This is a genomic window from Williamsia sp. z71 (assembly GCF_059553375.1).
The window spans coordinates 231,030-243,496 of record NZ_JCANWX010000001.1 but is presented as its reverse complement, the minus strand read 5'-3'; the positions used below and the strand labels follow the sequence as shown (position 1 = coordinate 243,496).

The window sequence follows — 12,467 nt, the reverse complement described above, 5'->3', positions numbered from 1 at the left end:
CCAGACCCAGCACGCCAAGACGACAACGAGGTCAGCCATGAGTACTCAGATCACCACCGAATCGACCGCCGCACTTTCGGTGGTATCGGGTCCACCGCTGAGCGAAGAGCCCGGCCTCGGCACTCTGACGATGCCGGGCTTCTTGCGCGAGGTCACCGAGTTGTACGGCGACCGTGAGGCATTGGTGATGCACACCCCCGACGGTGTCATCCGCTGGTCGTATACCGAGTTGTGGGAGCGGTCGGTCGCCGTGGCGCGTGCGCTGCAGGCGGCCGGCATCGGCAAAGACGGTCGGGTCGGCGTGCTCATGACCAACCGCCCCGAGTGGATCACCGCGGTGTTCGGCACCTCACTCGCCGGCGGCGTGGCCGTCACCCTCAGCACGTTCTCGACAGCCGCCGAGTTGGACTACCTGCTCGAGGTCTCCGCCGTCTCGGTGTTGCTGTTCGACCGCAAGGTTCTCAAGACCGACTACGCGTCGGTGCTGACCGAGCTCGAGCCCGCGATCAGCGACGCCGCCCCCGGCGAGCTCCACTCGTCGAAATACCCGTTCCTTCGGCACCTTGCAGCGGTTGGGGACGGTTCCGGTCTACCGGGTGCGATCGAGAGCTGGGACGACTTCGTCGCCCGGGGCCAGTCCTCACCGCGGGAGTTGGTCGAGGCGACCGCGGCCACGACGAAACCCAGCGATACCGCAGTGCTGTTCTTCTCGTCGGGATCGACCAGCAAACCGAAAGGCATCTTCAGCGCGCATCGCGGTGTCGCGATCCAGCTGTGGCGATTCCGCCGGCTCTACCACTTCGGCCCCGAGAACAACATCCGGTGCTGGAGCGCAAACGGATTCTTCTGGTCGGGCAATTTCGCGATGGCGCTGGGTAATACGCTGTCCAGCGGCGGTTCACTCGTCCTGCAGACTACCTTCGATGCCACCGAGGCGCTGGAGCTCATCGAGTCCGAAAAGGTGAACTTCCCGTTCGCCTGGCCGCATCAGTGGGCGCAATTCGAATCCGCACCCAACTGGGCCACCGCCGATCTGAGCAGCCTGCGTTACGTCGATTACCGCACCCCGGTGGCGCGCCACCCGTCGGTCGACGCGCAATGGATCGAACCCGGCTACGCCTACGGCAACACCGAAACCTTTACCATCTCAGCCATTTACCCGGCCAACACCACCGAGGAACAGGCCGGTGGCAGTAGCGGCGAGCCGCTCCCCGGTGTGACGTTCAAAATCGTCGACACGTTGACCGGCGATACCCTGCCATTGGGTGAACGTGGCGAGATCTGCGTCAAGGGACCGACACTGATGCTCGGCTATCTCGGCACCCCGCTGAGCGAGACCGTCGACGACGAGGGATTCTTCCCCACCGGCGACGGTGGATACGTCGATGGCGAGGGCCGGTTGTTCTGGGAAGGACGCCTCACCGACATCATCAAGACCGGCGGCGCCAACGTCTCACCGCTCGAGGTCGACGAGGTCCTGGTGGCCCATCCCGGCGTCAAGGTCACCCGTACCGTCGGTGTCCCACATGAGACGCTCGGCGAGGTGGTTGTCGCCTGCATCGTTCCGCATCCGGGCGCCGATCTGAAGCCCGACGAGATCCGTGCGTACATCAAGACCGAACTCGCGAGTTACAAAGTGCCGCGCCATGTTCTGTTCTTCACCGATGACGAGATCACTCTGACCGGTAGCGCCAAGATCAAAACCAGCGACATCCGTGAGCTAGCCGCGAAGAGGCTCGCCCCCGCACCCCGATGATGTGGGGTTCTGGCGACGTCCACCTGCGGGTTTCGTCGCCAGAACCGCACACTATCGGAGTCTGGCGGCGAGTGCTTCTCGGTGCTGTGCGGGCGAACCGAACAATGATCGATTCAGGATGGCCCGCTTGAGGTAGACGTGGATGCCGCTCTCCCACGTGTAGCCCATTCCGCCGTGGAGTTGCATCGCGTCACCGGCAACCTCGACGGCCATCGCACCGGTGAACGACTTGGCCATCGCAACGGCCACCGCGGCGTCCGGCCGATCGGCAGCCAGGGCACGAACGGCCGCGTCGACGAGCTTCTGTGCGACCGTCACCTGGACCAGCATGTCGGCACAGGCATGTTTCACGGCCTGGAACGAGCCGATCTTGCGCCCGAATTGTTCTCGTACCCCGACATATTCGACGGTTGTCGCCATTGCCGCTTCACTGAGCCCGAGGCTGTCGCAGGCCACTGCCAGCGCAGCCCGATCATGTAGGTTCCGCAACGCCTCCGGGCCACCGGATTCGAACTGCCACAACGATTCCGGCGGCACCACGACGTCCGCCGCCGTCACGCGGCCGAAACTGCGGGTCAGGTCGACAACCGGCTGTTCGACGATGGCCAGCCCGGCAACGTCGCGATCGAGTGCCACGACGACGATGACACCGGGTTCGTCCGGGTCGACTGCGGGAATCAGGAGCCGGTCGGCCACCGGCGCGTCCAGAACCAGGTCGGCCTCACCGCCTAGTTGCCAACCCGTCTCGGTCCGGGTGACCCGGAATGATGGTTGATCGACCTCGTCGAGATCACACTCGCCTTCGATCACCACGATCGGAACCACGCCGCCAGAGACGGTGTCGCGCAGCAATTGATCTCGGCCGGGGGCCGGCGCCAACAGCTCCAGCAGGCCCAGGCTCAGCGTTGCGACGGCCGGGTACGGGCCGGAGGCGACCGCCCGGCCGACTTCTCGGAGTACGACGGCGACCTCCGCGAACGTCGCATCGGCCCCGTCGAATTCGTCGGCGGCCTCCAGCCCCAGCCATCCCGAATCGGTGACCAACTGCCAGTCGACCGGCGTGCCGACCTCGGCTTTGGCGAGTACATCGCGGGCCACTGCCCGCAGTTCCCGGTGCAGGTCGGAAAGATCGTGCAGTTCGGAGAGGTTATCGGTGGACATCAGGTTCCTGCCGGTTCTCGCGGCAGGCCCAGGCCCCGCTCGCCGATGATGTTTCGTTGTATCTCGCTGGTCCCACCCGGGATGGTCCATTCCCACGATCCGATGAAATCCAGGACCCAGGACCCCGATTCCCAACCACTCGACAGCGGTTTTCGCAGGTGGGTCTGTGCGGACAGCCCGGCGATCTCGGCACCGAAGTCGGTCAGTTCCTGCAGCAATTCGCTGTAGAACAGCTTCACGATCGAGGCGTCCGCGGGCCCGGGATCATCGTTGGTGGCGAAATCAGAACACAGCAGGCGCAATCCCTCGATCTTCGTCTCCAGCATCGCCAGCCGATCCGCCACGAGCGAATCATCCAGTGGCACGGACCCATTGCGGCGAGGCCGGGAGCACTCTTCGACCAACCACCGGAAACCGCCGTGTGCCAACCGTTCCGACAACTCCAACATCGTCATCCCGCGTTCGGCACCGAGCGTTTCCTGCGCGACCTGCCAGCCGGCGTTCTCCGGCCCGACGAGGTTCTCGGCGGGGATCACCACATCGTTGAGGAAGATCTCGCAGAAGTGCGATTCCCCGGTCGCCTGACGGATGGGCCGGACCTCGACGCCGGGCGTCTGCATGTCCAGCAAGAAGTAGGAGATGCCGCGGCGCTTCGGGGCGTCCGGGTCGGTGCGCGCCAACAGCAGGCACCAGTCGGAGTGCAACGCACCACTGGCCCAGAGTTTCTGGCCGTTGACTACGTACGCCTCACCCTGTTTGCGGGCAGATGTCTTGAGCGCGGCCATATCCGAGCCCGCACCGGGTTCGGAGAATCCCTGACACCAGATCTCACCATCGAGGATCGCCGGTAGGTGCCGCTGCCGCTGTTTCTCGGTACCCGCGGCGAGCAACGTGGAGGCCGCATGGTGGATGGAGACGAACGGCAAGACCAATCGTGGTGCGTCGTGGGCGGCGAGTTCCTGATAGAGCACCACCTGCTGCTCGACGGACATGCCGCCACCCCACTGCGCCGGCCAGTGCGGCACGGCGTAGCCGGCCTCGTTCAACTCGGCGAACCACTCCTTCTGGAAGCGGACGAACGCCTCGTCCGACACACTGGTCTGTGCCGCCCGCCAGTTCGCGGGTATGTGCGCCACACACCAATCCCGGACCGTCGCCCGAAAGTCATCGATCTGAGAGTTCTCGGCCTGGAAGCCGCCGCGTTCTGCCGTCATCAGGTACGCGTCCGTTCGACCAGTGCCAGTAGGCGATTGCGGTGCTCCTCGGTCTGCATCGTGACGACCTCAGCGGCGAACCCGGCCTGCAGCGGCCCGGCCAGAGCCTGGCTCAAGTGCATGTTGACGATCCGTTTGGTGCTCTGCAACGCTTCTCGGGGTTGCGCGGCCAGGCGCTCCGCCAGTGCGCGGGCCGAACCGGCGAGTTCGTCGGGGGCGCAGACACGGGTGGCGAGACCGAGTTCGACCGCGGTGGCCGCCGGGATCCGATCACCGGTGTACAGGTACTCCCGCGACCTCAGGATCGGTGTGAGCAACGGCCAAAAGGCCGCTCCCCCATCACCTGCGGCCAGCCCCACTGCCACGTGTGGGTCGGCCAGATACGCCTTCTCCGAGATCAGCACCATGTCGCACAGCACCGCGATGCTGCATCCCAGACCCACCGCGGGACCGTTCACGGCAGCGATGATCGGCAACGGGAACCGCAGCATCTCGTCGATGATCTCGGCGCCCTCGCGAATGCTCTCGTCGCGACCGACCGGATCGTCGAGAAACGAGGTGATCCAGGTGAGATCCCCGCCGGCACTGAACGCCCGGCCGGCGCCGGTCAGGATCACGACGGCGGCGTCACGGTCGGCGGCGATCTGCCGCCAGACGTTGGCCAGGGCCCAGTGCAGGTTCTTGTTCACCGCACCCAGGTCATCGGGCCGGTCGATGGTCACCGTGCGGATCGAACCTTCGCTCGTCACCGTCAGCTCGTCGGGCAGGTCGTACTTCACCAGTCCCCCAATGGTTTCACTGAACGGGTTTTCATTGAACAATCGCCACCGGCTCGGGCGCCGGGGCAATGGTGTTGCTGAACAGACCGGTCAGCCCTTTACGTCCCACGCGGGTGGTGAGCGCCGCACCGGTGGCGGACAGGCCCAGTGGCAACCGCCGCAGCGGCAGGCTGTACCGCGAGAGCCACGAGAGCGTGGTCTCGTCGCAGAACCCGGTGGCGCCGTGCAGCTGATGAGCGATCCGGAACACGACATCGGCGGCCTCCACCGCGGCCAACCGCAGTGCCAGTGCATCGTCGACGGCCTCGTCCAGGCCCGCCTCGATGCTCCACAACGCGTACTTGGCCAGCACTTCCACACCGCTGCGCTCGACCTCGGCATCAGTGAGCTGGAACTGCACGCCTTGCAATTGGGCCAGCGGCCTGCCGAACTGTTCCCGCATGAGCACGTGCGCGCGGGTCAATTCGAGCGCCCGGTCGAGCATGCCCAGCAGCGTCCAACAGGGCAGCACCAGTCCGAGAGCGAGATCCTTGTCGCCATCGGTGTCGATCGGGGTCAGCGCCAAGGGTGCGACAAAAGCCGATGTCCGGGGCGGGGCCGTCGCCGGCAGAACGGTGACGGAACTGCGAAGTCCACTGACTGCGACCGCAGACCACCGCAGGTCGATGTCGGCGATGGCGGCGGCCGGACCATGATCGGCGACCACCACCAACCCGTCGACATCGAGGTCGGTCGGCTTGGCGAGACGCTCGGCCACCGGATACGGGATACCCCAGTAGCCGGCGCTGCGACACAGCGCAGCCGCCGCCTCGAGTTCGTCGGCGTCGCCGCGGGGATCGAGTTCCCACGCACCGAGTCCCGTGAAGACCGATTCCAGTGCTCGTCCCCGGCCCGCCGGATCGACCTCTGCCTCTTCGAGAAGCCGGTCACCACCGGCCGCCTCGAACGCCCGCAGTGCCGCAGCACCGTATTCGATGGCTTCAGGGCTCAAATCGATGTTCATGATGCCGCCAGAAGGTTGCGAGCGAGCAGGATCCGCTGCATCTCGATGCTGCCCGACGCGACTGTCGCAGCCTGCGAGTAGCTCCAGTGCGCCTGGACGTCCAGCCGGAATCGTTCCGCCTCGTCCCCGGTCAGGGGTGCGTAGGTGGCGAGTTCGGTCAGCACGTTGGCGCTGGACTGATCTAGCGTGGTCACCGCGATCCGGTACAGCGCGGCGTCCGCCGGCCGAACCCGTCCGTCGCTCTGCATCGAGACCACCCGATACGCGAGCAGCCTGGCCCGACGACAGTGGACCAACATCCGGGCCCAGCGCGCGTGGAGTTCCGCGGGCAGGTCGTCCCACGCATCCCCGATCACCGCAGGCGCTTCCTGCAGCAGTCGCTCGCAGCGGGCGTACCGGGCGATGCCGACCCGCTCGAATGCGAGTACCTCCTGGACGACCTTCCATCCTTCGTCCACGGTTCCGAGGACCTGAGCCTGCGTGACCTTGAGGTCGTTGAAGAAGACCTCATTGAGGTGATGGGGACCCAGCATCGCGCGGATCGGCCGGACTTCGATCGCCGGATCGGACATCGGCACCAGGAAGACGGTCAGTCCGTGCTGCTTCCGCTCACCGGACGAGGTGCGGGCGAGCAGGAAACACCATTGCGCCATCGTGGCGTACGACGTCCAGATCTTCTGACCTGAGATGCTCCACCCGTCGCCCTCACGTCGGGCCGCGGTGCGCAGCGACGCCAGGTCGGAGCCAGATCCGGGCTCACTGAACCCCTGGCACCAGATCACCTCACCGCGCGCGATCGGCGGCAGATGTAACTGCTGCTGCTCCGATGTCCCGTGCCGCATGATTGTCGGCCCCACCCAGTTCACGCCCATGTACTGGGCACCGCGCGGTTCGTGATGTGCCCACATCTCCTCGCGGACCACCGTCTGCTCCCAGACCGAGGCGCCCCGGCCACCGAACTCCTCGGGCCAGGCCATACAGAGCAGGTCACGATCGGCGAGGAAACGACAGAAGGCCTGCGCGGTTTCGAGATCGTCCGGGTCGTCGGTGAACGCACCCCGAAACTCTGCCGGAACATTTTCCTTGATCAGCCAGCGAAGATCGTCGCGAAGCGCGCTCGCTGCCTCACCCAACGTGAAGTCCATGACTGCATGTTAGCTCTATCCTCATAAGGATTGGAATACTTGAATGGTAAGTCTCCACGGATTAGGCTGACGGGGTGAATATAAGGTGGCGAATGTGACATCTGCCCAGAGCCGCCGTGTTCCACAGCGCCGGATTGCCGAAACCGTTGCCGACGAGCTGCGGGACAACATCCTGGGCGACGACCACTATCGTCTCCCCACGCAGGAACAGCTGGTCAAGGATTTCGGGGTCAGCTACCCCTCGATCCGCGAAGCCCTGCGCATTCTGGAGACCGAAGGCCTGGTCACGGTCCGTCGTGGCAACGTCGGCGGCGCCGACGTCCACCGACCGGACGAGACGTCGGCCGCCTACCACCTGGGGCTCTCGCTCCAGGCCGGACGCGTCACCCTCAAGGACCTCGCCGACGGACTTCAGATGCTCGAGCCCATGTGCGCCGCGGAATGCGCCAAACGCGAGGACCGCCTCGAGGTCGTCGTCCCCGCGCTCACCAAGGCCATCGACGAATCCGTCGACCACCTGACCAACGGTGTCGAGTTCACCAACGCCGCGCGAGACTTCCACGACCTGGTGGTCGCCTTCACTCCCAACGCCACGATTCGTTACGCCGTCGGCAGTTACGTCGCACTCTGGTCGGCACAGGAAGAAGCCTGGGCTGAGGCCCGCACCAGGCACGGCGAGTACCCCTCGCAACTCGAAGCCGAGGGCGCAGTGCACGCCCACCGCCGCCTCGTCGAGGAGATCGCCGCCGGCCATGTCGAGGAGGCCGCACGCTATGCCCGCGCTCACCTCGCGGCAACGCAGGCGCTCGTGCTCGAGCGCTATGGCGACCGGGTCGTCAACGCGTCGGCAGCCATGTCGCGCCAGACGATCCAGTCCAGTCGACGGTCCCGCATCTGAGCCTGCCCGCGGGTGGCTCACACTGTGAAGTTTTCAAAGAGCTTGCAGTACACAGCTTCAGCTGTGTTGCAGATGGAAACTTGCGGTTTGGTCAGGCTGCGGTGAGTTCGGTGGTCAGGGTGCGGCGGGCGTTGGATCTGATCGGGGTCCTGGTGGTGTCGTCCGGGGCGATGAACCACGGATGTCCGTCGCGGTTGATGAAGACCCCCCACCCGCGGTGGTGGATGTAGCGGTGGTGTCGACGGCAGAGCAGGACCATGTTGATCATGCTGGTGCCCCCGCCGTGGCTCCAGAAGTCGATGTGGTGGGCATCGGTCCGGCCAGCGGGGCACCCGCAGCCCGGGAACGCGCACCCTTGGTCCCGCGCGATCAGCGCCTTCCGGATCGCCGGCGTCACCGTGCGTTGATCGCGGCCGACATCAAGGGGTACCGAATTGTTGTCGAGCAGAATCCTGGTGATGACCGAATCACAGGCCACCATCTGCGCGGTCGATGCTGACGCCGGCCCGGTCCATTCAAAGGCCGGCGCCAACGCGGGCGCCTTGGCACCCGGGATGCCGCGTAGTTGCAGCTCCTGCAGGTGTTCCGGGGTCACCGTGACCACCACATGCGGTTTGGCGCCGCCACGCGTCGGACGATCTTCCTGATCGAGATACGAATCCAGCAGGCGTTCCAGAGCATCGGCACGGATCTGGGCATTCGATCGACGATCCGGTGAACCATCGGGTTCGGGTACCGGCTTCGACAACGGATCGAGCGCGACACGAAGTTTCTCGCCCAGCAGGTTGTCCAAGTCCAAGGTGCCGTGACTGCGCCCGTCGTCCCCATTCCCGAGGGTGAACTCGTTGAGCTCGTGATTCTCGGCATCAGGGATCGGCTTGTCCGGCGGCGACAACACGATCGCCATCTGCCGCGCCCGCGCCGACACCGCCGCCGGACTCGCCATCAAGGCCTCGGTCAGCAAACCGCGCACACAGTCAGCGCGGTCCTCGCCGGCCAGATCCGGGTTCCGCCACTCAATGTGATTGAGCCCTTTGACGATCGAGTCCACATGCTCACCCGACAGCGCTCCGTCGACACCGTAGGCCGCCACTGATGGAATGTCACCGAGCGCCTTGCTCACCCGTACGTAGCGATGGGCCGCCACCGGCGCGACCCCCTCCTTCTGGAGCAGTCCGGCGGTGGAACGCTCACCTGACTTCTGAGCCAACCCGCGCCGATCGACTTCACCGACCAGGCGGAAAAGTATCTGTTCCACAACATGATTGAGTCGAATAGCCGCCACCGTGCGAGCTGAAATCTCAGCATCATCCCCGGCGACCACAGCCGCATCCCCGGCCAGATCCGACAACCTGGCGAACATTCCCCCGAAGTCCATGGGATGAGCTTACGGCCCAAACCCGATTCGCACAAGCTTTCGAATGAACCGATATTGTTGCGCCGCAACATATTTCGCCATTCTTACATTCGGAGTCCAGTAGTATACAGAGAGGGTCTGACAGACTCCGGACCGCCGCCGGGACGCAGTCAGCCCTTGACCACCTCAGCAGATCGTTGACTTCACAGATCGACAACCGTTCCGAGATGCGCTCTGGGGTCTGCGGCAATTGAGCGGGAACACGTAGAGGTCAGAGTCTCCGATCCGGGTGATCTCATCTCCAGGTCATGGAGGGTCGCCGAGGACGATACCCTCACGGCGCGGGTCGGCTCCGCCGGACCAACCCCCATCTGTCCGCACCAACGCGCTCAGACCGCTCGACTGATCGGCGACGTCCACTTGATGTCCCAGCCGTCCCAGACCTTGAACCAGGGGGTCTGCGGCGCCGCCATTTACCGTGTCAATTCCTGGATGCTCGCCGCCGACATTGGTTTTCGGGGTGTTGGCGGCACCGAAGTTGACCATGGACACCGCCTGTTGCGGATCCATGTCCCAATCGATCAGACCGACCAGGGTTTTCACGACAAATTGGATGATCACCGATCCGCCTGGCGACCCGAGAACCATCTCGAGCTCGCCGCGCTGATCGCCTTGCGGCGCAGCGAAGACAAGCGTCGGCGCCATCGAACTGCGCGGTCGTTTGTTCGGCTCCACCCGATTGGCCAACGGAAGCCCCTGCGCATCCGCCGGTTCGGCCGAGAAGTCGGTGAGCTGATTGTTCAGGATGAAACCGTCCACCATGTGGAAGGACCCGAATGCCGACTCCACCGTGGTGGTCATCGACGCCGCGTCGCCGTTCTCGTCCACGACGGAGATGTGACTGGTGCCGTGTTCGACTCCGGCATACCAGCCCATGGGCCCGCCGGTGTCGAATACCCCGGCGGTGGCGGTACCCATCGAACGTGCCGGATCGATCAGCGCAGCACGCTCTTTGAGGTACACCGGATCAAGCAGTGCATCGGGTCCACCACCCGGCAGCGGCACGAAATCTGAATCGGCGACGTACTTGTCGCGATCGGCGTATGCCAGCCGCTCTGCTTCGGCAACCAGGTGTGCGGCTGTCACAGAAGGCACGCCACCGTTCGCATCGACTGCGGTCGGACCGTATTGGTCGAGGGGGAAGCTGGAGAGAATCCCGAGTGTGGACGCCACGGCCAGGCCGCCGGAGGACGGATTCGGCATTCCACAAACCTGGTTGTCCCGGTAATCGACACACAGGGGCTCCCGCACCTTCGACTCGTAGTTCGCGAGGTCCTCGAGCGTCATCAGCGACGGCGTCATACCGTTTTCGGTTGAGCGCGCCTTCGCAACAACCGATTCCGCGATGGGGCCGGTGTAGAACGCATCGGCGCCGTCGGAGGCGATTGCGCCCAACGTCTTGGCGTATGCGGGATTGGTCAGTACCGTTCCGGGAGCTTTCGCGGTGCCGTCGGGATTCAGGAAGTATGAGCGGGCAGCCGGGTCGGCCGCGAGTTCTGTGGTCGACGCCGCGATGGCCGCGGCCATCCGGGGACTGATCTCGAAACCGTTGTCGGCCAGCCGAGTTGTGGAACCGAACAGGCTCGACCAGTCAGAATTCCCTTGGTCTTCGTGGACGTCTTCAAGGAGTCGCAGCACGCCGGGAACTCCGATGGACCGGCCACTTTCACGGGTGCTGGGGAGGGGTTCACTTCGATTGACGTCGTCGATCCACCGCAGATAGTTCTCGTCTGCCGCGGCGGGCGCCACCTCCCGACCATCGTAGGCCCGGACCGACGCGGTGTCGGCGTCGTAATACAAAGCGAACGCACCACCTCCGATGCCCGAGCTCTGTGGCTCGACCAGACCGAGCATCATCTGGGCGGCAACGAGCGCGTCGGCCGCACTGCCCCCATCGGCCAGGACCTCACATGCCGCCTCGGTGGCCAACGGATTCGCGGTGGCCGCAGCGAACGACTTGGTCTGCACCACAGACATGTCGGTTCGGTAACCGGTGGCGACCTCCGGGTTCGTCGAGATGTCCGGCGCCGCAGTAACGCCCGATGCTGGAGAAGCGGCAGTCACAGTCGAATTCGCCGCCGACTCCGCCGGGATGGCGCAGACACCGCCGAACTCGGCGCCGTCGTTCGACGGCGCCGAGCAGGACACGGTCAGCAGAACGGCGAGCGTCCCTGCGGTGACGACGCCAACCCCACGGATCTGCATGTGGCCGGATCTATCGCCGGATCTTCTTCACGATCCACAACAGGATCACCGAGCCGAGGAGTGCGGTGAGGAAGGTGAAGAACCATCCGCCGCTTGCGGTGTCGAAGGCGAAACTCAGCAGGAAGCCACCGAGGAAGGCGCCGATGACACCGACGACGATGTTCAGCAGGATGCCCATGTCTTTGTCGGTGCCCATGAACTTGCTGGCGATCCAGCCGGCGAGACCGCCGATGATGATGTAGCCGATGATTCCCACCGAGGTCGTGGTGGTGGATCGCTCGGCAAGAATCTCTACCGCTTGATACGTGGTGCTCACTGCATATTCCTAACGTCGTTGTCGGAAACTGTCCGGCGTCTGCAACCGCCGACCTCAGTCTTGTCCCCCGGGAATGCCCATGTCCATGTACATCCCAAACCTCTGTCGTCCGATGCCCAACCGTTATGGCCCGTCGTCAGCTGCGCATCGCCACCAGATTGTCCACTGACCTGCGGACATCCGAATCGATGACCCTGGCAACAAGATTGCCGATCGGACCGTTCAACACCCCACCACTGATCGATGCGCCAAGGTCGAAGACCGAACCGTCGCCGTCCGGAGTCACTTTCAGTTCGATGTCGATGTGAATGCCACCACGCCCTCGCCCGGACAGTTCGAGGAGTTGGGGCTTCTCGTACCGCGTCACCGTCCAGTGGATCGTGTTGCGAAAACCCTTCACCTTGATCAGTGACGAGACCTTCGTGCCCAACTCGACCTCGTTCGGCAGTGGGCTCTTCCAGCCTGCGAAAATCGTCATCCATTCATCGAAACGACTCAGGTCGGACGCCATCACCCACGCGTCCTCCGGTGGCAGATCCGACCGCACCGATACATCCACACCAGCCATGCAAA

Annotated in this window: 11 protein-coding genes; 2 read left to right on the top strand and 9 right to left on the bottom strand. The window is 64.6% G+C overall.

Going from position 1 to position 12,467, the window contains the following annotated elements; genetic code table 11:
• Positions 1 to 37 precede the first annotated feature (37 nt).
• Positions 38 to 1,756 carry a class I adenylate-forming enzyme family protein gene (locus tag AC51GR_RS01005; protein WP_496322766.1) on the top strand — a complete coding sequence of 573 codons (1,719 nt, stop codon included), beginning with the start codon at positions 38 to 40 and terminating at the stop codon, positions 1,754 to 1,756.
• Between the two features lie 51 nt (positions 1,757 to 1,807).
• Here AC51GR_RS01005 and AC51GR_RS01000 read toward each other — a convergent pair whose 3' ends face one another.
• Genes AC51GR_RS01000 through AC51GR_RS00980 form a run of 5 tightly spaced genes read right to left on the bottom strand, consistent with a single transcriptional unit; the run spans position 1,808 to position 7,058 of the window.
• On the bottom strand, positions 1,808 to 2,917 hold the full coding sequence (locus AC51GR_RS01000) for an acyl-CoA dehydrogenase family protein (protein WP_496322765.1): 1,110 nt from the start codon (positions 2,915 to 2,917) through the stop codon (positions 1,808 to 1,810).
• Positions 2,917 to 4,131 (bottom strand): acyl-CoA dehydrogenase family protein, encoded by a 1,215-nt coding sequence (locus AC51GR_RS00995; RefSeq protein WP_496322764.1) that lies wholly within the window; start codon positions 4,129 to 4,131, stop codon positions 2,917 to 2,919. Before AC51GR_RS00995 ends, AC51GR_RS01000 begins: the two co-directional genes overlap by 1 nt.
• Positions 4,131 to 4,910 carry an enoyl-CoA hydratase/isomerase family protein gene (locus AC51GR_RS00990; protein WP_496322763.1) on the bottom strand — a complete coding sequence of 260 codons (780 nt, stop codon included), beginning with the start codon at positions 4,908 to 4,910 and terminating at the stop codon, positions 4,131 to 4,133. The genes AC51GR_RS00995 and AC51GR_RS00990 overlap by 1 nt, the downstream gene beginning before the upstream one ends.
• 31 nt (positions 4,911 to 4,941) lie before the next feature.
• Positions 4,942 to 5,913: an acyl-CoA dehydrogenase family protein gene (locus AC51GR_RS00985; RefSeq protein ID WP_496322762.1), complete on the bottom strand. Its 972-nt coding sequence runs from the start codon at positions 5,911 to 5,913 to the stop codon at positions 4,942 to 4,944.
• The gene (locus AC51GR_RS00980; protein WP_496322761.1) at positions 5,910 to 7,058 is read right to left on the bottom strand and encodes an acyl-CoA dehydrogenase family protein; all 1,149 of its coding nucleotides are present in this window, start codon (positions 7,056 to 7,058) and stop codon (positions 5,910 to 5,912) included. The genes AC51GR_RS00985 and AC51GR_RS00980 overlap by 4 nt, the downstream gene beginning before the upstream one ends.
• A gap of 94 nt (positions 7,059 to 7,152) precedes the next feature.
• Between AC51GR_RS00980 and AC51GR_RS00975 the strand changes: the two genes are divergently transcribed.
• Positions 7,153 to 7,956, top strand: coding sequence for a FadR/GntR family transcriptional regulator (locus tag AC51GR_RS00975; protein WP_496322760.1), 804 nt, complete (start codon positions 7,153 to 7,155; stop codon positions 7,954 to 7,956).
• 91 nt (positions 7,957 to 8,047) lie between these two features.
• Here AC51GR_RS00975 and AC51GR_RS00970 read toward each other — a convergent pair whose 3' ends face one another.
• The 4 genes from AC51GR_RS00970 to AC51GR_RS00955 form a co-directional block, all read right to left on the bottom strand.
• Positions 8,048 to 9,334: an HNH endonuclease signature motif containing protein gene (locus AC51GR_RS00970; protein WP_496322759.1), complete on the bottom strand. Its 1,287-nt coding sequence runs from the start codon at positions 9,332 to 9,334 to the stop codon at positions 8,048 to 8,050.
• A gap of 285 nt (positions 9,335 to 9,619) precedes the next feature.
• On the bottom strand, positions 9,620 to 11,578 hold the full coding sequence (locus AC51GR_RS00965) for a gamma-glutamyltransferase family protein (protein WP_496322758.1): 1,959 nt from the start codon (positions 11,576 to 11,578) through the stop codon (positions 9,620 to 9,622).
• A gap of 10 nt (positions 11,579 to 11,588) precedes the next feature.
• Positions 11,589 to 11,894 carry a GlsB/YeaQ/YmgE family stress response membrane protein gene (locus tag AC51GR_RS00960; protein WP_496322757.1) on the bottom strand — a complete coding sequence of 102 codons (306 nt, stop codon included), beginning with the start codon at positions 11,892 to 11,894 and terminating at the stop codon, positions 11,589 to 11,591.
• Positions 11,895 to 12,030: 136 nt separating this feature from the next.
• The gene (locus AC51GR_RS00955; RefSeq protein WP_496322756.1) at positions 12,031 to 12,462 is read right to left on the bottom strand and encodes a type II toxin-antitoxin system Rv0910 family toxin; all 432 of its coding nucleotides are present in this window, start codon (positions 12,460 to 12,462) and stop codon (positions 12,031 to 12,033) included.
• Positions 12,463 to 12,467: the final 5 nt, after the last annotated feature.

Excerpts from the sequence above, each read along its gene's own strand:
- AC51GR_RS01000 (WP_496322765.1), bottom strand. The coding sequence starts at position 2,917 with ATGTCCACCGATAACCTCTCCGAACTGCACGATCTTTCCGACCTGCAC.
- AC51GR_RS00965 (WP_496322758.1), bottom strand. The coding sequence starts at position 11,578 with ATGCAGATCCGTGGGGTTGGCGTCGTCACCGCAGGGACGCTCGCCGTT.
- AC51GR_RS00970 (WP_496322759.1), bottom strand. The coding sequence starts at position 9,334 with ATGGACTTCGGGGGAATGTTCGCCAGGTTGTCGGATCTGGCCGGGGAT.
- AC51GR_RS00955 (WP_496322756.1), bottom strand. The coding sequence starts at position 12,462 with ATGGCTGGTGTGGATGTATCGGTGCGGTCGGATCTGCCACCGGAGGAC.
- AC51GR_RS01005 (WP_496322766.1), top strand. The coding sequence starts at position 38 with ATGAGTACTCAGATCACCACCGAATCGACCGCCGCACTTTCGGTGGTA.
- AC51GR_RS00995 (WP_496322764.1), bottom strand. The coding sequence starts at position 4,131 with ATGACGGCAGAACGCGGCGGCTTCCAGGCCGAGAACTCTCAGATCGAT.
- AC51GR_RS00985 (WP_496322762.1), bottom strand. The coding sequence starts at position 5,913 with ATGAACATCGATTTGAGCCCTGAAGCCATCGAATACGGTGCTGCGGCA.
- AC51GR_RS00980 (WP_496322761.1), bottom strand. The coding sequence starts at position 7,058 with ATGGACTTCACGTTGGGTGAGGCAGCGAGCGCGCTTCGCGACGATCTT.